This window comes from Amycolatopsis sp. NPDC051106 (assembly GCF_040682775.1).
In the GTDB taxonomy this organism is placed as follows: domain Bacteria; phylum Actinomycetota; class Actinomycetes; order Mycobacteriales; family Pseudonocardiaceae; genus Amycolatopsis.
Map to the genome: position 1 here is coordinate 1 of NZ_JBFBBQ010000130.1, position 19,996 is coordinate 19,996.

At 71.4% G+C, this 19,996-nt stretch carries 14 protein-coding genes and 1 pseudogene; 5 read left to right on the forward strand and 10 right to left on the reverse strand.

The window, feature by feature from the left end:
- Window positions 1-836 precede the first annotated feature (836 nt).
- Window positions 837-2,465 (forward strand): chaperonin GroEL, encoded by a 1,629-nt coding sequence (gene groL / locus AB0M83_RS45065; protein ID WP_364527750.1) that lies wholly within the window; start codon window positions 837-839, stop codon window positions 2,463-2,465.
- Between the two features lie 52 nt (window positions 2,466-2,517).
- Here the strand turns inward: groL and AB0M83_RS45070 are convergent, their stop codons facing one another.
- The 3 genes from AB0M83_RS45070 to AB0M83_RS45080 form a co-directional block, all read right to left on the reverse strand.
- Window positions 2,518-2,841, reverse strand: coding sequence for a hypothetical protein (locus tag AB0M83_RS45070; protein WP_364527753.1), 324 nt, complete (start codon window positions 2,839-2,841; stop codon window positions 2,518-2,520).
- 165 nt (window positions 2,842-3,006) lie between these two features.
- A complete protein-coding gene (locus AB0M83_RS45075) occupies window positions 3,007-3,225 on the reverse strand; it encodes a PspC domain-containing protein (protein ID WP_364527755.1) in 219 nt (72 codons plus the stop codon).
- Window positions 3,226-3,309: 84 nt separating this feature from the next.
- Window positions 3,310-4,239 carry an o-succinylbenzoate synthase gene (locus tag AB0M83_RS45080; protein WP_364527758.1) on the reverse strand — a complete coding sequence of 310 codons (930 nt, stop codon included), beginning with the start codon at window positions 4,237-4,239 and terminating at the stop codon, window positions 3,310-3,312.
- Between the two features lie 72 nt (window positions 4,240-4,311).
- Here AB0M83_RS45080 and AB0M83_RS45085 point away from each other — a divergent pair, with 72 nt between their 5' ends.
- On the forward strand, window positions 4,312-7,104 hold the full coding sequence (locus tag AB0M83_RS45085; protein WP_364527761.1) for a BTAD domain-containing putative transcriptional regulator: 2,793 nt from the start codon (window positions 4,312-4,314) through the stop codon (window positions 7,102-7,104).
- A gap of 96 nt (window positions 7,105-7,200) precedes the next feature.
- Here AB0M83_RS45085 and AB0M83_RS45090 read toward each other — a convergent pair whose 3' ends face one another.
- The 4 genes from AB0M83_RS45090 to AB0M83_RS45105 form a co-directional block, all read right to left on the reverse strand.
- A complete protein-coding gene (locus AB0M83_RS45090; RefSeq protein WP_364527764.1) occupies window positions 7,201-8,073 on the reverse strand; it encodes a DUF72 domain-containing protein in 873 nt (290 codons plus the stop codon).
- A gap of 680 nt (window positions 8,074-8,753) precedes the next feature.
- The gene (locus AB0M83_RS45095) at window positions 8,754-9,515 is read right to left on the reverse strand and encodes a DUF4253 domain-containing protein (RefSeq protein WP_364527767.1); all 762 of its coding nucleotides are present in this window, start codon (window positions 9,513-9,515) and stop codon (window positions 8,754-8,756) included.
- A gap of 181 nt (window positions 9,516-9,696) precedes the next feature.
- Window positions 9,697-11,274, reverse strand: coding sequence for an SMI1/KNR4 family protein (locus AB0M83_RS45100; RefSeq protein WP_364527770.1), 1,578 nt, complete (start codon window positions 11,272-11,274; stop codon window positions 9,697-9,699).
- A gap of 40 nt (window positions 11,275-11,314) precedes the next feature.
- Window positions 11,315-12,961 carry a DNA repair helicase XPB gene (locus AB0M83_RS45105; RefSeq protein WP_364527773.1) on the reverse strand — a complete coding sequence of 549 codons (1,647 nt, stop codon included), beginning with the start codon at window positions 12,959-12,961 and terminating at the stop codon, window positions 11,315-11,317.
- Window positions 12,962-13,049: 88 nt separating this feature from the next.
- On the opposite strand from AB0M83_RS45105, the gene AB0M83_RS45110 reads away from it, so the two are divergent.
- Complete coding sequence (locus AB0M83_RS45110; protein ID WP_364527776.1) at window positions 13,050-13,664, forward strand: hypothetical protein; 615 nt, start codon at window positions 13,050-13,052, stop codon at window positions 13,662-13,664.
- On the opposite strand, the gene AB0M83_RS45115 is transcribed toward AB0M83_RS45110, so the two are convergent.
- Together AB0M83_RS45115 and AB0M83_RS45120 are read right to left on the reverse strand one after the other, a co-directional pair.
- The gene (locus AB0M83_RS45115) at window positions 13,661-15,043 is read right to left on the reverse strand and encodes an FAD-dependent oxidoreductase (RefSeq protein WP_364527779.1); all 1,383 of its coding nucleotides are present in this window, start codon (window positions 15,041-15,043) and stop codon (window positions 13,661-13,663) included. The two genes, AB0M83_RS45110 and AB0M83_RS45115, sit on opposite strands and share 4 nt — an antisense overlap.
- A gap of 184 nt (window positions 15,044-15,227) precedes the next feature.
- Window positions 15,228-16,193 (reverse strand): ABC transporter substrate-binding protein, encoded by a 966-nt coding sequence (locus tag AB0M83_RS45120; protein ID WP_364527781.1) that lies wholly within the window; start codon window positions 16,191-16,193, stop codon window positions 15,228-15,230.
- A gap of 186 nt (window positions 16,194-16,379) precedes the next feature.
- On the opposite strand from AB0M83_RS45120, the gene AB0M83_RS45125 reads away from it, so the two are divergent.
- Together AB0M83_RS45125 and AB0M83_RS45130 are read left to right on the forward strand one after the other, a co-directional pair.
- Window positions 16,380-19,079 (forward strand): nitrate- and nitrite sensing domain-containing protein, encoded by a 2,700-nt coding sequence (locus AB0M83_RS45125; RefSeq protein ID WP_364527783.1) that lies wholly within the window; start codon window positions 16,380-16,382, stop codon window positions 19,077-19,079.
- Window positions 19,080-19,090: 11 nt separating this feature from the next.
- Complete coding sequence (locus tag AB0M83_RS45130) at window positions 19,091-19,768, forward strand: copper homeostasis protein CutC (RefSeq protein ID WP_364527785.1); 678 nt, start codon at window positions 19,091-19,093, stop codon at window positions 19,766-19,768.
- A gap of 130 nt (window positions 19,769-19,898) precedes the next feature.
- Here the strand turns inward: AB0M83_RS45130 and AB0M83_RS45135 are convergent.
- Window positions 19,899-19,996 (reverse strand): annotated as a pseudogene (locus tag AB0M83_RS45135) (copper homeostasis protein CutC); the annotation flags it as partial.

Genomic DNA, 19,996 nt, shown 5'->3' on the forward strand with positions numbered 1-19,996 from the left:
GTGGTCCGGGTGGAGATTCAGCGGCTGCCCGGCGGTGGGGCCCCGGGTGGGCCGATGTGGTTGTGGCATGCGGGGCCCACGGAGCTGGACCTGGTTACGGTGTTCGCTGCTTATCAGCGGCGGTTCGATCTGGAGCACACGTTCCGGTTCCTCAAGCAGGATCTGGGGTGGACTACGCCGGCGCCGATGCTTCCGGATACGGCGGTGCGGTGGGGTTGGTTGGTGCTGGTTGCCTACACCCGGCTGCGGCTCGCCCGCGGGTATGTCCGGGATCTGCGGTTGCCGTGGGAGAAACCGCAGCCGGGCGGGGTGATGTCACCGCGGCGGGTCCGGCGGGATTTTCGGCGGGTTCGTGGACTGACCGGCACCCCGGCCAACCCACCGAAACCCACCCGGCCTGGTCCCGGACGTCCTGTTGGTTCCACCCGGCCACCCCGGACCCGGTATCCGACCCACCGCAAGAACAGCCGGCGAGGCACGAAGACCACCACACGTTAAAACTCAAGGACTCGTTCACCTCGTCCGACGAGGTGAAAGGGCCGTTCATGACGTCTCGAGGGTCGCGAGATCGTGCCCCGCTGAGCTGGGCTTCTTGCACTCTCCCCCGCAGAGTGCTAAACACGGACTTGGCACTCGACGCCGTTGAGTGCCAGGTGCGCGGCCACCGGCCGCGTGCTTGAAGGTCGGGACGGTGAGGCTGGCCCCCACCCGGGTCCAGTCGTCCGTCGCGGGCACCGAGCCTGGCCGAGGAAAGAGTCCTGCTGCCGCCGCTGCAGTGCTGTGATTTCGACAGCGCAGCGCGGCGGAGGCGCCCAATACCGGAGGACCACACCGCAATGGCCAAACTGATCGCGTTCGACGAGGACGCCCGCCGCGGTCTCGAGCGTGGCTTGAACATCCTCGCCGAAGCCGTCAAGGTGACCCTCGGCCCGCGGGGCCGGAACGTCGTGCTCGAAAAGAAGTGGGGCGCGCCGACCATCACCAACGACGGCGTCTCCATCGCCAAGGAGATCGAGCTCGAAGACCCGTGGGAGAAGATCGGGGCCGAGCTCGTCAAGGAAGTTGCCAAGAAGACCGACGACGTCGCGGGTGACGGCACCACCACCGCCACCGTGCTCGCTCAGGCCCTGGTCAAGGAAGGCCTGCGCAACGTCGCGGCCGGAGCCGACCCGATCAGCCTGAAGCGCGGCATCGAGGCGGCCGTCGAGGCCATCACCGAGCAGCTCCACAAGGCCGCCGTCCAGATCGAGACCAAGGAGCAGATCGCTGCTACCGCCTCGATCTCGGCCGCTGACCGCACCATCGGCGAGCTGATCGCCGAGGCGCTGGACAAGGTCGGCAAGGAAGGCGTCGTCACCGTCGAGGAGAGCAACACCTTCGGCCTCGAGCTCGAGCTCACCGAGGGCATGCGCTTCGACAAGGGCTACATCTCGGGTTACTTCGTCACCGACCCGGAGCGTCAGGAAGCCGAGCTGGAGGACCCCTACGTCCTGCTCTTCGGCTCCAAGATCTCCACCGTCAAGGACGTGCTGCCGCTGCTGGAGAAGGTCATCCAGTCCGGCAAGCCGCTGCTGATCATCGCCGAGGACGTCGAGGGCGAGGCCCTGGCCACCCTCATCGTCAACAAGATGCGCGGCACCTTCAAGTCCGTCGCCGTCAAGGCGCCGGGCTTCGGTGACCGCCGCAAGGCGATCCTGCAGGACATCGCGATCCTGACCGGTGGCCAGGTCATCTCCGAGGACGTCGGCCTCAAGCTGGAGAACGCGGACCTGTCCCTGCTGGGCAAGGCCCGCAAGGCCGTCATCACCAAGGACGAGACGACCATCGTCGAGGGTGCGGGCGACGCCGACCAGATCCAGGGTCGCGTCAACCAGATCCGCGCCGAGATCGACAACTCGGACTCGGACTACGACCGCGAGAAGCTGCAGGAGCGGCTCGCGAAGCTGGCCGGCGGCGTGGCCGTCATCAAGGCCGGCGCCGCGACCGAGGTCGAGCTCAAGGAGCGCAAGCACCGCATCGAGGACGCGGTGCGCAACGCCAAGGCCGCCGTCGAAGAGGGCATCGTCGCCGGTGGTGGCGTCGCTCTCATCCAGGCCGCCGAGGCTGCCTTCGCGGGCCTGAAGCTCGAGGGCGACGAGGCCACTGGTGCCAACATCGTCAAGGTGGCCGTCGAGGCCCCGCTCAAGCAGATCGCGATCAACGCCGGCCTCGAGGGCGGCGTCGTGGTGGAGAAGGTCAAGGGCCTGCCGCAGGGTCACGGCCTGAACGCCGCCACGGGTGTCTACGAGGACCTGCTCGCCGCCGGCGTGCCGGACCCGACGAAGGTCACCCGCTCCGCGCTGCAGAACGCCGCGTCCATCGCGGCGCTGTTCCTGACCACCGAGGCCGTCGTGGCGGACAAGCCGGAGAAGGCTTCGGCCGCTCCCGCCGACCCGTCCGGTGGCATGGGTGGCATGGACTTCTGATCCACGCAGGGAAAGCCCGGTCCGCTTCGGCGGGCCGGGCTTTTTCTTTGGGCTATGGCTTGGTGAAGAACCACACGGCATACGCGCCGAGGACGACGACGCCGAGCGCGAGCACGCCGAGGCCCCCGAGCCAGGCGGTGCTCGCTTCGTCGGCCTCCAGCGCGACGACGATGGCGCCGATCCCGGTGAGCAGGACCCAGATCGCGAACCCGGCGGCGGCGTACAGCACGGTCCTGGTGGCGCTGAAGCCGCCGGCGTCGTCGAAGCCGAGCACGACGAGGGCGGAGAAAGCGGTCAGCCCCAGCCCGGCGATCAGGTACAACCCGCCGAGGATCCCGACGACGACCTTCGCGGCCGTTCTGCTTCCTTGATCCACGAGCGCGAACCCTAACCCCTCGAACGGGATTCGCGCGGGCCTTTTGCGCCGCTCGGCCTACCGTGCTCGGCCGAACGGCCCGGACGTCCCCTGGCGCCCGAGCCGCTCATCGGAACACACCCCCGGCGGGCACCGGTTCCCCCTGCGAACCGGCGCCCGCCCCGGTCAGGAGCCCTCTTCCGGAGTCAGGATGGCGGCGGCGACGTAGACCGGGATCGCGATGCCGACGGAGAGGAACACGGCGGCGACCATGCCGATGCGGAGAACGCTGGCGTCGATGCCGAGGTAGGTGGCCCAGCCACCGCAGACGCCGGTGAGCATCTTGTCGCTGGTGCTGCGGCGGAGCTTCTTGGTGGTTTCCGGGGTGTACACGCTGTTCGTCATGGCTCAATGTTCGCTTCCGGCGGCCCCCGTCCACATCGGGAACGGCCCGGACCCGGACCCTGATGTTGCCCTCGGGGAGATCACTCAGGACAGGACGCGGACCCGGGCCAGGCGATCCCGCCACGCCGCTTCGACCTCGGGCGGGGCCGGGTACGCGTCCGTGGGTTCCGGTGCCTGACGCGGCACCGGCAGGTATCCGTCCACAGGAGACAGTGAGGACGCGCAGACGTCGCCTTCCAGCAACGAAATCGTCCCCAGTCCACAAGCGAATTCCAGCTCGGGCAGCGCGCCCGCCAACGCCAGGCCCGCCGCCAGGCCGACGCTCGTCTCCACCGCCGACGACACCACGCACGGCAGCCCGCACGCCTCCGCGACCTCCAGGGCCCGGCGGACGCCGCCGAGCGGGGCCACCTTCAGCACCGCGATGTCCGCCGCCCCCGCGACCGCCACCTTCAGCGGGTCCTCGGCCCGGCGGATCGACTCGTCGGCCGCGATGCGGACCGGCACGCGGCGGCGGACCGCCGCCAGGTCCTCGATCGTCGGGCACGGCTGCTCGGCGTACTCCAAGCCGCCCGCCGCCCGGTCGAGGTCCGTGATCGCGCGGACCGCCGTGTCGACGTCCCAGGCCATGTTCGCGTCGATGCGCACCGCGCCGGACGGTCCGAGCGCGTCGCGGACCGCCGCCACCCGCTCGCAGTCCTGCGCCACCGTCGACCGCGGGTCCGCCACCTTCACCTTCGCCGTCCGGCAGCCGGACGCGCGGACCAGTTCGTACGCCTTCTCCGGGCCGACGACCGGCACCGTCGTGTTCACCTCGACCCGGTCGCGGACCGGCGCCGGCCAGCCCGTCTCGCTCGCTTCCAGCGCCGCGTGCAGCCAGGGAACGCTTTCCGCGTCCGAATAGTCGGCGAACGGGCAGAACTCGCCCCAGCCCGCGGGGCCCGGCAGCAGGACGCCTTCCCGGACCGTGATGCCGCGGAACCGGTTGCGCAGGGGGATCGCGTAGACCTTCATCGCCGTCGATCATGCCATCCCGGACTTCGGCGAACGGGTGCCGAACAGCGCGTTTCCGGACAGAATGACTCCGTGGTCCTCGACTTCCGCGTGCTGGGTCCGGCCGAGGTCACGGCAGACGGCCACCCGGTGCCGCTCGGGGGCAGCCGGCCGCTGATCGTCCTGGCCGGGCTTTTGCTGCGCGCGAACCGGGTCGTGCCGGTCGACGAGCTCGGCCGCTGGCTCTGGGACGACGACCGCCGCCGGTCCAAGGGCGCGCTCCAGACGTACGTGCTGCGCCTGCGCCGGGCCCTCGGCGACCAGGTCGCGATCCGCACCGAGAGCGGCGGCTACCTGATCGAGGTCGAAGACGGCCTGCTGGACCTCTCCCGGTTTCGCGCCCTCGCGGGCCGGGGCAAGGCCGCGCTGGACCGCGGCGAAAGCCGCCGGGCGGCCGCGCACTTCGCCGAGGCGCTCGGGCAGTGGCGCGGCCCGGCGCTGCTGAACGTCGAGTCGGACGCGCTGCACCGCGACGAGGCCGGTCAGCTGGCCGAAGAACGGCTGCGTGTCCGCGAGCAGTGGGCGGACGCCCTGCTCGACGTCGGCGAGTACGGCACCGTCATCCCCGAGCTGGCCAGGCTGACCAGGGAAAACCCACTGCGGGAACGGTTGCACGAGCAGCTGATGGTCGCGCTGTACCGCTCGGGGCGCCAAGCCGAAGCCCTCGACGTCCACCGCCGGATCAGCGACGTGCTGGCCGAGGAGCTCGGGCTCGACCCGGGGCCGTCGCTGCAGCGCACCCGCCAGGCGATCCTCACCGGCGCGGACGACGAAGATTCGTCCCGCCTGGCGCGGTACCGGCTCGGCGTCGAGCCGCAGGTGCCGCACCAGCTGCCCGCCGACCTTCGGGCCTTCTCCGGGCGCGAGACCGACCTCAAGGCGTTGCACGCGCTGCTGCCGGAGGCGATCGACGCCGGTACCTCGACGCCGATCGCGTCCGTCGAGGGCATGGGCGGCATCGGCAAGACGACCCTGGCCGTGCACTTCGCGCACGAGATCGCCGGCCGGTTCCCCGGCGGGCAGGTCTACCTCAACCTGCGCGGTTACGGGCCCGGCGAGCCGGTCGAGCCGTCGGCAGCGCTGGAGGCGATGCTGACCGCGCTCGGCGTGCCGTGCGAGGCGATCCCGGGCGACCTCGACGGCCGCGCGGCGAGCTGGCGGACGCACACCGCGGGGCGCCGGCTGCTGGTGCTGCTCGACAACGCCAACCGCACCGAGCAGGTGCGCCCGCTGCTGCCCGGGCCGGGCTGCCTGGTCCTGATCACGAGCCGCTGGCAGCTGCGCGCGCTGGTCGCGACGCACGGCGCGCGGCGGATCGCGCTGGAGGAACTCGGCGAGGAGGACGCCGTCGAGCTGCTCGCGTCGACGATCGGCTTCGACCGGGTGGCCCGCGATCCCGCCGCGGCCGAGCGGTTCGTGCGCCACTGCGGCGGGCTGCCGCTGGCGATCCGGATCCTCGCCGTGCGGGCGGCGCAGTTCCCGGACCTCGCGCTCGACGAGTTCGTCGGCTCGCTCCAGGCCGACCTGCTCGGCTCGTTCGACCTCGCCGACGGCGAAGAAACGAACATCCGCTCGGTGTTTTCCTATTCGTACCAGGCATTGGAGCCGCCGGCGGCGCGGTTGCTGCGGCTGCTCGGGCTGACCACCGGCGTCGACTTCACCGCGCCGGCGGCGGCCGCGGTCGCCGGACTGGATGTCACGAAGACGCGGCCCCTGCTGGAAACCCTGGCCGCCGCGCACCTGCTCGCCCAGCCGCGGCCGGGCCGCTACCAGTTCCACGACCTCATCCGGGCGTACGCCGGCGAAGTCGCTTCGCAGGTCGACTCGGCTTCGCAGCGCGACGCCGCTTTGGACCGGCTGCTGGACTGGTACCTGGCGTCGGCGCTGAGCGCGTCACGGCGGATGCGGCCGGAGCGCTACTACCGGCTGCTGGACCTCGACGACCTCGACGGTGGCCTGACGTTCTCGTCGTACCACGAGGCTTCGGCGTGGTTCGGCGAAGAAGCCGGCAACCTGATCGCCGCGGTCCACCTGACGCGGCACCGGCGTGACGACGTCTGCTGGAAGCTGGCTTGGCTGCTGCAAAGCTACTTCGTGACGCGCTCGCGGCTCGACGAGTGGCGCTCGGTGTTCGAGGTGGCGCTCGAAGCGGCGCGGGCGAGCGGTCATCGCCCGGGGGAGGCGGGCATCCTCAGCGGGCTCGGCGTGGTCAACGGCGTCGCGCGGCAGTATGACGAGTCGCGGCGGTTCCTGGAGCAGGTGCTGGCGATCCAGCGCGAGCTCGGCGCGCGGGAGGGCGAGGCGCGGGCGCAGTACAACCTCGCGATGGCGGCGCACAACCTCGACGACTGCACCTGGGCGTACGAACACGGCATGCAGGCGCTGGAGATCGTCCGCGAGCTGGGTTTGGGGGCGTTCGAGGCGAGTGTGCTGCGGGCACTGGGCGACATCTGCACGTCGATGGGCGACCACGACCAGGCGTTGCGGCTGGCCGACGCGGCGCTGGCGGTGCTCGGCCCGGACGGCGAGCCGGTGGACACGCGGTTCACCCAGCACACGCGCGGGCTGGCGCTGGTGGGCCTGGGCCGGGTGACCGAGGGGATCGCGTGCATCCGCGACTCGGTCTCGATGTTCTTCGAGATGGGCGAGCCGTACGAGGCAGCGGACGTGCTGGCCCAGCTGGGGACGATCCACCTGCGGTACGGGGACCGGGCGCTGGCCCGCGAGTGCTGGGTCCGGTCGGTGCGGCTGCTGACGGAGCTGGGTCACCCGGACGCGGACGACGTGCGCGCGAAGCTGGCGGCGCTGGTGGGGGCGGGGAGCTGACGCGCTAGGGGGTGCGTGGCGGACCGCCCGCGTGCCGACCCCCAGCGACAGCACGCAAGCCGGTCCGGCCCGCGTGTCCACTCAAGCCGATGGCGCTCACTGTCCACTCACTGTCTTGTTCGGCACTGTCTTGTCCGGTGGGGAGATGCCGAGCAGCTCGGCGAGGGCCTCGGCGTTGCGAGGTGCCTCGACCTTGACGTCGTTGTCGAAGTAGACGTGGACGTCACGCTTGCCGCCGTCGTGCCAGGTCCGGATCTTGTCGGCCCACTCGTGCAGGGCCCGGTCCGAGTAGCCGCTGACGTACAGCTCCTCGTCGCCGTGGAGGCGGACGTAGGCGAAGTCCGCGGTCTGGTCTTCGAGGAACGGCCACTTGCCCGCGGTGTCGGCGACGACGAGGGCGATCCCGTTTTTCCGGAGTAGTTCCTTCGCCGCGGGCTCGGCGAAGCTGGGGTGCCGGACTTCGAGCGCGTGCCGGAGCGGCTTTCGCGGCCCGGCTTCGAGGTGGGGAGTTCCCTTCAGCTTGTCGTCGTGCTTCATCGCGAGCTCGGCCGCGGCGGTCGTGGTGCGGGGCAGCAGGTTGAAGAAGCTCGTGAGCCGGTCCGGGTCGAACGTCAGCCTCGGTGGGAGCTGCCAGAGGAACGGGCCCAGCTTCGCGCCGAGGGCCAGGACGCCGGAGGCGTAGAAGTTCGCCAGTGCTGTTTCGACGTCGCGGAGCTGCTTCATGTGCGTGATGAAGCGGCCGCCCTTCACCGCGAAGAGGAAGTCGGACGGGGTCTCGTCGAACCAGGCGCGGTAGCGCTCCGGTCGCTGCAGTGAGTAGAAGGAGCCGTTGATTTCGACCGCGTTCATCCGGCGTGAGAGGTACTCGAGCTCGCGCCGCTGCGCGAGTCCGGGTGGGTAGAAGACCCCGCGCCATGGCGGGTAGCGCCACCCTGAGGTGCCGATCCGGATTTCGGCGATCGTTCTCACCGCCTTTCCGCGGTGGGTGATTCCCGTTCGGCTGGGGGGCCAAACATGGTGTGTTTTGGACAGGTGGGCTGGGGGGTGGGACGGGTGACCTGATCTTGTGGACGGTCGTCTTAGGGGGCCTTTCAGGCGTTTGCTCATGGGGGCCTTTGGTTGGGGAGATCGCGGTTGTGAGAGCTGCCGTGGTTGCGGTTGAGAGCGCTGCCGCGGCGGAAAAGACTGTCCTCGCCGGACGGGCAGGCTCTGGGATGGCCTTGGGCATCGCTGTGGTCTCACCTTTTGCGGTGGGGCCGCTGGGTGGTCATCCCGTCGCCTGACTGAGGCCTATCACTTTGAGCCAGGCCCGCAAGGTTGCGCTCTCGGCTTGCCTTGGGTGCGTGGGTTGCGGGCCTGGCTCAAAGTGATTTGACGGCCTCAGGCGACGGGATGACCACCCAGCTCTTTCTCTGGGTCGTCGGACCCCGGTCGTCTTCGGCTTCCCTCGGCCCCGCGCCACCGGACTCTGGCTTCTCCCCGGCCCCTCCGGCCTCCGGCTCCCGGGCCCCGCCCTCTGCCCCCGGCCTCCTGGCCGGTTCCCGCGGCCCGCGCTCCTGCTGGCCCCAGCTGCCCTGCGGGCCCGGCCCGGGGCCCGCGCTCTGCTCCGCCCGGGCGCCCCGCAGCCTCCGGTGCACGCCGCCCTGGGCTCATGCCCAGGAGAACCGCCACAGCCTTGACTGCACCAGCCCCGATGCGTACTCGCGCAAGTTGCCCGGCTGCCCTGCGAACGTCGGCAAGCTGAATGCTCGGTGCTCCGCCGCCACCGTCAATGCCCGCGCCTGGTTCCTTGGCGGTGCCGATACCGACAGCTCCAGCGTGTCGAATCCCAGCACCACCAGCGTTGCGCCGAAGCGGTCTTCCCAGCTGCGCAATACCGCTGACAGCTCGGCCACCTGGTCCGTGCACTTGATCATGCCCGTCCAGCCCAGCAGGGCCGGGATGTCGGCCGGGCGCTCGGTCTGGACCAGGCCCAGCCGGTGCGGGGTGCGGGACGACAGGATCGAACCCGTGTTGCCCGCCTCCGCCAGCGGGTCGGACCGGCGGGGGCTGCGCTTGGCCAGACCCGGGAAGCGCTGGCCGAACGGGCGGAGGCACGCTCCGTCGCAGCAGGAGCCGTCCCACCAGCGGGCCAGGGCTCCCGCCGCGTCCGCCGAGGGGACACGGTGGCCCGCCGGGGCGAGGCGGCCGCGGTCGTCGATCCAGTCCTCGCCGTTTGCCGCGAAACGCTGGTCGTGGGGGATCAGCACCGGCCACAACCCCGACCGCTCGAACTCGGCCACGCAGCCGAGGTAGCGCTCGGGCCGGGTCAGCGGCAGGTCGGACACCCACAGCCGGCCGTGCCACGACCCCGGTGGCAGGGTCTGGACCGGCGGTGCGGGCGTACCGGGGCGGAGCGGTGCGATCGTCATGGACGTCCCCTCGAACTTGTGTTCGGCTGGTGCATGTCGAACAGTAGTTCGAGGGTCCGACAATTTCCAGCGATCTGCCCGCTCATCTGTTCGAGTGAATCTGTATATCCGCAGGTCAGGGGCAGGTGCGAGACGCCTGTGGCGGAAGTTGTTCCTGTGACGATTCGCTAGGCCGAAGGAGTCACGTCAGCACGCCGGCGATCTCGGTCACCGTCACCGGGTCGCCGTCGCCGAAGGCCGTGCGCAGCTCGCTCATCTCCCGTAGCGTCGTCTTGCCGGTGACGAACAACGCCGCCAGCCGCGGCAGCGGATGGCCCGCGGCGAGCAGGCCGCGGACCTGGCCCGGGTCCAGCTTCAGCACCCGCAGAGCCGGCAGCTCGCAGACCGGCCCCCAGTCCGGCACCGCCGACCCCGCCAGGCTCAGCCGGGTCAGGCGCGGCAGCGTGCGCAACACCGTGAGGTCGAGCGGGACGCCGACGTCCTCCAGTTCGAGGTCCCACAACACCGGATGCCCGGCGAGCGCGGCCGGTTCGACCCGGTGCGCGGTGATCCGCAACGACTCCAGCGCCCCGAGCCCGCCGATCGCCGGGGTGACCACGTCCGCACGGTTCACGCTCAGCGAGCGCAGTGACTGCAGGGGCTCGAACACCGTGAGGTCGACGTCGCGGGCGTCGTTGAGGTAGGCCTCCTGGACCAGCTCACGCCCGGGCAGCCCGGCCAGGTGCGCGGGCAGGTCCACGTCGGCCGCGTTCGAGATCACCTCGGAGTACGACCGCGCCGGTTCGTCGCGCAGCCCTGTTTCCGGGATCAAGTAGTCGCCCTCGTCTTCGTACTTGCCGGCCCGCAGCGCCTCGACGACCTCGGTGAGCATGGCGGTGATCGATGCCGACACGTACCGCAAGGGGCCGTAGATGTCCCGGCCGTATTCGAGGACCTGGCCCGCGCGCCCACGCTCGGCGGGGTCGAGGTCGGCCAGCAGGTAGTTCCCCGCGCAGTCGCTGCCGAAGGTGACCCACCAGTCGTTGCGGGACAAGCGCTTCACGTGGCCGAAGGGCGCCGTCTCGAACACCACGCCGGTGTCGTCCGGCTCGTCTTCCCAGCCGTACGACCCGGGTTCGCCGTCCAGATAGCGGTCGACGAGCCTGGCGAGGGGGTCGTGGGAATAGGGACCGAGGAGGCCGCTCTCCCGCGGGTCGCCGTCCGCGATCAGGTACAGCGCGCGCAGGTCCTCCGGCAGCCGCACGCCGATCCGGGACTCGGCGGCGGCCAGGTCCGCCTCGGTCCGGCCGGGCGGCCACGGCGGCGGGTCGCCCATGATCCCGGCGTACAGCTCGGCGAACTCGCCGGTCAGGCGGGTGACTTCGGCGAGCACGGCCCGGTCGGTCGGCGCCGCGGCCGGCTCGGTGCCCGCGGGCTGGGGCAGGCCGGGCCGCGGGTGCCCGGGGTAGCGGAACTCCGCGTCGAACACGAGCCGGCCGGGCGACACCGTCGCGACGTCCGGCCGCGCGGTGAACGTGTAGCCGCCCGCGTCCAGCCGTACTTCCAGCGCCGACGGCGGGCGGTCCCACAGGAGCTCGGTGATCGGCACGTAGTCCACGGACAGGTGCTCCCGCGCGTCGCTCCAAGCGCAGCACGACACGGCGCCGCCGGTGTGCCGCAACTGCAGCGTGGCACCCGACGGCGCAGTACCGGCGCTCGCGCGCAGTGCTTCCGCCATGGCTCTCGCGATTTCGCCGAATCCGGCATCCCCAGAGGTCATGCGGCGGAGCCTAGCGACGGGGTCCGACAGAAAAGCCCCGTCAGAGCGGCCGGAGCAGGTCGTCCGCGTCGACGATGTGGTACGCGTACCCCTGCTCCGCGAGGAACCGCTGCCGGTGCGCCGCGTACTCCGTGTCGACCGTGTCGCGCGAGACGATCGAGTAGAAGTGCGCCTGCCGCCCGTCGCCCTTCGGACGCAGCAGCCGCCCGAGCCGCTGGGCCTCCTCCTGCCGCGAGCCGAACGTCCCCGAGATCTGGATCGCCACCGACGCCTCCGGCAGGTCGATCGAGAAGTTCGCGACCTTCGACACCACCAGCGTCTTGATCTCGCCGCGGCGGAACTTGTCGAAGAGCTCTTCGCGCTCCTTGTTGCGGGTCGCGCCCTGGATCACCGGCGCGTCGAGCTCGTCGCCGAGCATCTCCAGCTGGTCGAGGTACGCGCCGATCACCAGCGTCGGCTCGCCGGCGTGCTTCGCCACGATGGACTTGATCACCGGGGTCTTCGTCAGTGCCGTCGCCGCCAGCTTGTACCGCTCGTCGGCCTCGGCCGTGGCGTACTCCAGCCGCTCCGCGTCGGTCAGCGTCACGCGGACCTCGGTGCACTCCGCCGGCGCGATCCAGCCCTGCGCCTCGATGTCGCGCCACGGCACGTCGTAGCGCTTCGGCCCGATCAGCGAGAAGACGTCGCCTTCGCGGCCGTCCTCGCGCACCAGCGTCGCGGTCAGGCCGAGCCGCCGCCGGGACTGCAGGTCCGCGGTCATCCGGAACACCGGCGCCGGCAGCAGGTGCACCTCGTCGTAGACGACCAGGCCCCAGTCGCGGGAGTCGAACAGCTCCAGGTGCCGGTACTCGCCCTTGGTCTTGCGCGTGATCACCTGGTAGGTCGCGATGGTGACCGGCCGGATCTCCTTCTTCTCCCCGGAGTACTCGCCGATCTCCTCCTCGGTCAGCGACGTCCGGGCGATCAGCTCGCGCTTCCACTGCCGGCCGGCGACGGTGTTCGTCACCAGGATCAGCGTCGTGGCCTGCGCCTGCGCCATCGCCGCCGCGCCGACCAGCGTCTTCCCGGCCCCGCACGGCAGCACGACGACGCCGGAACCGCCCGCCCAGAACGCCTCCGCGGCCATCCGCTGGTAGTCGCGCAGGTGCCAGTCCTGCTCGTCGAGCGCGATCGGGTGCGCTTCGCCGTCGACGTACCCGGCGAGGTCCTCGGCCGGCCAGCCGACCTTCAGCAGCGCCTGCTTCAGCCGCCCGCGCTCCGACGGGTGCACGAGGACCGTGTCCTCGTCGATCCGGGCGCCGAGCATCGGGCTGATCTTCTTGTTCCGCGAAACCTCGGTCAGCACCGCGCGGTCGGTGGTCGACATGACGAGGCCGTGCGCCGGGTGGTTGGCGATCTGCAGCCGGCCGAACCGGCCCATCACGTCGACGACGTCGATCAGCAGCGGCTGCGGCACCGGGAAGCGCGAATACGTCGTCAGCGCGTCGACGACCTGCTCGGCGTCGTGACCCGCGGCGCGCGCGTTCCACAAGGCCAGCGGCGTGATCCGGTAGGTGTGGACGTGCTCCGGCGCGCGTTCGAGCTCGGCGAAGGGGGCGATCGCGACGCGCGCGTCACCGGCCTGGGGGTGGTCGACCTCCAGGAGCACGGTCTTGTCGGACTGGACGATCAGCGGGCCATCAGTCACAACTACTGTTATACGTGGCTCGCTCCGGCCCGCCCCCGTCGCGGGTCGCCGGTGGGACGATTTGCCGAGGGGATCACTGGAGGGCACGTTGACCACACCACCGTTCGACGACAACCCGTTCCGGTCGCCGGACCACGCGACGCCGTCCGCGCCGATGCCGGCGGTGCCCGGTCAGCCGGGCACCCCGCACTGGTTCACGACGAAGGTGAAGATCACGCTCGCCGTGTGCGTCCTCCTGGCGCTGGGCCTGGGCTCGCTGGGCGCGCTGACCATCTACTGGGCCGACCGCAGCGGCCCGCTCTCCGACGGCGACTGCCTGTACTTGACGAGCGAGAGCGGCGCCGGGATCGCCTACCACAGCGTCAGCTGCAGCTCGCGCAGCGCGACGTACAAGGTCGAAGACACCTATCGCGGGGCCGCCACGTGCGCTCCCGGCGACTACGTGCGGTTCCGGCTCGACTCCGGCACCGGACGGACGCTGTGCCTGGCCCTCAACGTCCGGTCCGGCGACTGCCTGCGCGGCGTCGACGACAAGACGGCGATCGCCAAGGTGAGCTGTACCGACCCGGAGGTGCAGGACCGCGTGCGCATCCTGACCGGCTTCGGGCGCGAAGAAGACTGCGACGGGGCCGACAAGGTGCTGACCTACGCGGGCCCGCCGTCGCGCACGGTGTGCCTGGCGCCGCCGGGCGAGGAGATCTAGCCGAACCACCGGGCCAGGTCCGCGGGGTCGGCGGCGTAGCCGTCCGGCCGGACCAGCAGGAGCCGGCCGCGGTAGCCGGCGTCGGCAGTGGCCGCGCGGACGACGGCGACCTGCCCGCGGAAGCCGGCCGGCGTCGAGTGGTCGCCGAGGTCGAGGAGCAGCCCGCGGCCGTCGTGCAGCAGCGCCGAAAGCCGCGTCGGGCCGTCCGCCGTCGTCAGGTCGAGGTCGGGGACGCGGTGCGCGCCGGGGTAGTCCAGTGCGAGCCCGGACAGCAGCCCGCTGAAGTAGCGGTTGCCGTCCGGCGTCCGCATCAGGTCGACGACGATCTCGCGCAGTGCCTCGACGTTCTCGTCGCGATCCGGCGCCGTGAAGACGCGCTGCGCCGCGGTGTGCCGCAGGACGCGCGCGGCGGCCGGGTGGCGTTCGTCGTGGTAGGTGTCGAGCAGGCCCTCCGGTGCGGTGCCGCGGACCGTCGCGGCCAGCTTCCAGCCGAGGTTCACCGCGTCCTGGACGCCGAGGTTGAGCCCCTGGCCGCCGAGCGGCGGGTGGATGTGCGCGGCATCGCCGGCGAAGAGGACACGGCCGTGCCGGTAGCGCTCCAGCTGCCGCGTCGCGTCGTTGAAGCGCGAAGCGCCGTACACCTCGCCCAAGCGCGTCTCGGCGCCGTACAGGGCTGTCAGTGCTTCGGTCACTTCGCTGTCCGACACCGGTGCGTCGCGGCCCGGCTGGGCGGTCGTGGAGCCGAAGACGAACCGGTGGGCGCCGTCGCCGAGCGGGGTGAGCATCGACCAGTAGCCGTTCGCCTGCCGCGTCACCTGGCTGAAGTGCGCGGCGCGGGCCGGGACGAGCTCGGACGCGGCATCGAGCCGGACGTGCGCGAGCGTGGCGACGTAGGTCTCGGTGCGGCCGGGGAAGGGCACTCCGAGCAGCCGGCGGACGGTGCTGTGCGCGCCGTCGCAGGCCACGAGCCAGCGGGCCCGGCGCCCGTCGACGGTGACGCCGTCGTCGTCGACGTCGATCGTGGTCACGTCGTGGCCGCGCTCGATGACGGCGCCGTGCTTGACGGCGTGCTCGGCCAGCATCGCCTCGACGTCGTCCTGGGTGCGGTTGAGGACCCGCGGGTGGCGGGTGTGCCAGACGCTGTGGTCGAGCGGGACGGGCAGGCCGGCGAAGTGCCCGCTGGGACCGTCGAGCTCCGGGCGGGTGTCCAGGCCGCGCAGGTCCAGGAGTTCGGCGGTGCGGGGCTGGACGCCGACGGGCCGGGGGAGGCCTGGGCCGTCCCGGCGTTCGAGGACGGTCACGTCGACCCTGGCCAGGGCGAGTTCGGCGGCGGTCATCAGGCCGGTCGGGCCGGCTCCGGCGATCAGGACGTCGGTCATGGTGCACTCCTCAAGTAGACTGAGTGCAAAAGTAGACCAAGTGCGAGTTTGGTGACAGTCAATAACCCGGAAGGTGCCCGAAGCGCCCCAATGTGGCCTTCGGTGCGTTCAACGCACCCAAGGGGCCCTTCGGTGCGTTGAACGCAACCAATGTGGCCTTGGGGCGCTCGGGGTCAGCCTGAAGTCAGTAGCTGTTCTGGTCGGGAAGCAGGCTTTGGACGTCGAGGCGGTCCGCGAGCTGGCCCGAGTTGTGCATCAGGTCCGCGACACGCTGCAACCGGATCCCGTTCAGCGAAGCCGGGTACGAACCCAGCGAGATCAACGCCGCCGTCGTCGTGTCGATGTCCGAGAACTTCGGCAGCGAGTCGCGGATGATGGCCGGGTCGGTCGCGCTCTGCTGGGCCGCGCCCAACGCCGTGCGGAACGCCGCCAGTGTCCGCGGGTTGGCCTGGGCGAACGGCTTGGCCGACGCGTACGCCGACATCGGGAAGTCGAGCGTCGCGCCGCGGGCGCCGTCGGCGAGGATGTGGGCGCCGAGGTCCTTCTCGGCGCGGGTGATGTACGGCTCGATCATCAGGGCCGCGTCGACGTCGCCCGACTGCAGGGACTGCGGCATCGCGTCGAACGCCACTTGCTTCAGCTTGATCTTCGCCACGTCGACGCCGGCCGTCCCGAGCACCGAGCGGGCGGCCAGCGCGCCGATGTCGTCGAGGGTGTTCACCGCGATCTCGGGCGACTTCTTCGACGTCGGCACGACGTAGTCCGAGCCGGGCAGGGTGACCAGCGCCATCGTGTTGGGGCCCGACGTGTAGGCCTCGCCCTGCAGTTGCAGGGCCGTCCCGCCGGCCGCGGCGCGGAACAGCGCGATGTCGGTGGCGAACGTGACGTCGAGGTCGCCCGCGGCCAGCTTGGCCAGCCCGTCTTCGCCGCCGAGTTCGACGAGCTGCACGTTCAGCCCCACGGCGCCGAACTTCCCGGCCGCGACGGCGATCCGCAGCGGGGCCGTGTCGATGGCGTTGCCCACACCGACGCGCAGGGTGCCGCGTTCCAGAGGGGGCGGGGCGGAGGTCGCGCCGGAAGAGAACACGCTGCACCCGGCGGCCGCCAGAAGCGCCGCCACCAGCGGAATCATCCGTCCGCGTCTGATCATGAACCTTCACCTACCGCGAGAATCTGGTTCTCGTGCTGGATCGTATGGTCCGCGCCCCATACGATCGCGGGCAGGGCCGTATCGCGCCAGCGCGGCTTTCGGATCTCCATCGAGCGGGCTACCGTTCAGTAGGTTCGAGTGTCGTCGGATCCGCGGGTTCCCGCCCGCGGCGGAAAAGGAAACCAGGTGACCCGTCGCGATCAGCGTCCCCCCAAGGGCGACGCGGCGGATCCACGTCCGGCCGGTGGCCGGTGGCGGCTCCGGAACTGGCGTCTCGGCACGAAGCTCTTCGCCGTCCTCCTCATCCCCGCGCTCGCGGTGATCGCCCTCGTCGGCCTGCGCATCAGCTCGGACCTGCGGGACGCCCGGCAGCTCGCGGAGTTCGCCACCCGCGGCCGCGTCGACAGCACGGTCGCCGAAGCCCTGCACGAGCTGCAGCGCGAGCGCGACCTCACCGTCCGGTTCGTCGCCCAGGACCGCCGGGGCGACACCGCCGACCTCGCCGGTCAGCGCAAACGCGTCGACCAGGCGATCGGCACGTTCGAACGGACCCTCGCCGACAGTAAACCCCGGCTCGACGCCAAAGCGGCGGAAAGCCTGCAACAGACCGATGACAGGTTGCGCGTCCTCGGCGGCCTCCGCTTCTCCGCGGAGCACTCGGCGTTCCCCGCCGACGCCGTGCTGCGCTCCTACAGCGAGCTGATCTCGGGCCTGCTCGACATCAGCGACTCGGCCGCCGCCGACGTCTCGGACCCGGAGCTCGCGCGGCTGCGCCTGGCCGGCAACGCGCTGGCCCGGATCAAGGACCAGATGTCGGTCAAGCGCGCGGTGCTGGCCGAGGCGCTCGCGGCGGGCAGCCTCAACCGCGACCGCACGCGCGCGCTGCTCGGCGCCGAAGCCGAGCTCGCCGCCGCGCGCAACGACTACCGCACCTTCGCGACGCCCGAGCAGCAGCGGATGTTCGACGACACGGTGATCGGCCTGGTCGTCGACATCGGCAACGACATGGTCGAGTCCGCGCTCACCCGCACCGAGAACGGCCAGAACCTCAACGGCCTCGACGCGAACCAGTGGGACGTCTCGGCGACGCACACGGTGAACCTCGCCCACCAGGTGCAGCAAGCACTGCTGGTCCAGTTGCAGCAACGCACGGACGCCCTGGCGGCGCAGGCGCGCACGGCCGCGATCTGGGACGGCGGCGTCGTGCTCGGCGTCCTGCTCGTCGCGGGGGTGCTGTCGGTCGTCATCGCGCGGTCCCTGTTGCGCCCCTTGCGGATCCTGCGCCGGACCGCCCTCGAGGTCGCCGAGCACCGGCTGCCCGCGGCCGTGCAGAACCTGCTCACGGACCCCGAGCCCGCGCCGGAGAACCTGCGGAAGCGGCTCGCCGTCGCGCCGGTCCCGGTGTTCACGCGCGAAGAGCTCGGCCAGGTGGCGCGCGCGTTCGACGCGGTGCACGGCGAAGCCGTCCGGCTGGCCGGCGAACAGGCGATGCTGCGCGAGAACGTCAACGCGATGTTCGTCAACCTTTCGCAGCGCAGCCAGGACCTCGTCGAGCGGCAGCTGACGGTGCTCGACCGGATGGAGGCCGACGAGCAGGACCCGGACACCCTCGCCGGGCTCTTCGAGCTCGACCACCTCGCGACGCGGATGCGGCGCAACAGCGAGAACCTGCTGGTCCTGTCCGGCCAGGACTCGGCGCGCGAGGACGCGGGCGCCGTCTCGGCGGACGAGATCATCGGCGCCGCGCTCTCGGAGGTCGAGCACTACCAGCGCATCGAGCTCGGTCCGGCGCCGCAGGTGGCCGTGCGCGGGGAGGCCGTCAACGACCTCGTGCACGTCGTCTCGGAGCTGCTGGAGAACGCGACGCGCTACTCCGGCACCAAGACGACGGTCACCGTCGCGAGCGCCGAAACCCACGACGGCGACTGGCAGATCGAGATCATCGACCACGGTGCCGGCATGCCGCAGGCCGAGATCGACCGCACCAACCTGCGGCTGGCGAACCCGCCGGACGTCGACGTCGAGGTTTCGCGCCGGATGGGCCTGTACGTGGTCGCGACGCTGGCCAAGCGCCACCACATCGACGTCAGCCTGAGCTCGGGTCACGACGGCGGGCTGATCGCGACCGTGCTGGTGCCGACCGCGCTGATCGTCGAGCTGCCGCCGGTGCCGGGTCCGCCGCCGCCCGCCGAGCCGGCCGCGGCCCCCGAGCCGGAGCTGCTGGCGCCGCTGGCTCCGCTCACACAGCCGGAACCCGAACCGGAGCCGGAGCCGGAAGAGCTGTCGCCGCCGTCGATCGAGGCGGGCCCGCCGCGCCGGGCCCCGGTGGTGGCCCGCGACCACGGCCCGGAGTGGCCGACCGCGGACGACGACTCGCACCTGGACCTCGACGCCCCGACCGAGCGGATGCCGGCCTACCGGGACGTCCTGTCGCGCTGGTTCGACGCTTCCGCGGCACCACCCGAGGCACCCCGGCCGCCGGCGGAACCGCGTCCGGTGGCGGAGGAACCGCGGCCCGGCCGGCCCGAGCCGCGGCACGCGCTGGCCGCGGCCCCGCCGCCACCCCCGCCGCCTTCCCGGGAAAGCGCCGGTCCGAACCCGGACGACGAGGACACCGACCCGCAGTTCCCGCCCGTCGCGCCGCCGGCCGCGATCGATCCCGACTACGCGTGGCCGACACCGGCGCAGCTGGAGCAGGAGGACGGTGCCGAAGACACCTGGCCGTTCCTGCAGGCCGCCGATTCGGCGGCGAGCCCGGGAGCGGTGCCGGAGCAGCGGCCGATACTCTCTCTTTCCCCGGAAGCGGTACGCGAGCGGATGACGAGCCTTCAAGGCGGCTTCCGGCGAGGGCGGCACGCGAGGGGAGAAGACACCCGGAACCAGTGAACGGATGAGGCATGAGCTCGAAGACGCCCCTGCTGGAAGTGATCGCGCTGGACGCGGCGGACGCCGAAGGCGCGCAGGCGGGCGGGGCCGACCGCCTCGAACTGGTGACGGACATGGCGCAGGACGGCCTGACGCCGACGGTGGAAACCCTGCGTGACGTGCTTTCGGCGACCGACCTCCCGGTGCGGGTCATGCTGCGGGACAACGGCTCCTTCGCCGTCGGCGACCTCGAGGGGCTGCGCGCCGACACCGCCCGGCTGATCGACGCGGGCGCGCGCGAATTCGTCTTCGGGTTCCTCAACATCGACAGCGAGATCGACCTGGACGCCTGCGAAGCGCTCATCAAGGAGGTCGACGGCCTGCCGTGGACGTTCCACCGCGCCATCGACCGCACGCGGGATCCGTTGCGCGCGTACGACCAGCTGGCCGAGCTGGGGTGTGACACGGTGCTCGCGGCCGGGCACCCGAACGGGGTAGCCAGTGGGCTTTCCGTGCTGCAGCGGCTCGCGCAGCGCGACAGCGGACCGGCGCTGCTGGTCGGCGGCGGCCTGCGCGCGCAGCAGGTGCACCTCTTGCGGGCGGGTGGCGTGCGGGGGTTCCATGTCGGGAGCGCGGTCCGCCCCGGCGGCTGGCAGTCCTCTGTGGACGCCGAATCGGTGCGCACCTGGGTGGACCTCGTCAAGTCCTGATCGAACTGCGGAAATCGCGACGAATCTGCGGGAGAAAACGAGTTCCGTCGATGTCTTTCCGGTGCCGGGTAAACGTGTTCCGGTCCCGGTGAAATTGCATCCGGCCCGTGCATGGGCCCGGCGGAGGTCGCGCGTGCACAGAGGACTGCCAGCCGCCGGGGCGGACCGCGCTCCCGACATGGAACCCCCGCACGCCACCCGCCCGCAAGAGGTGCACCTGCTGCGCGC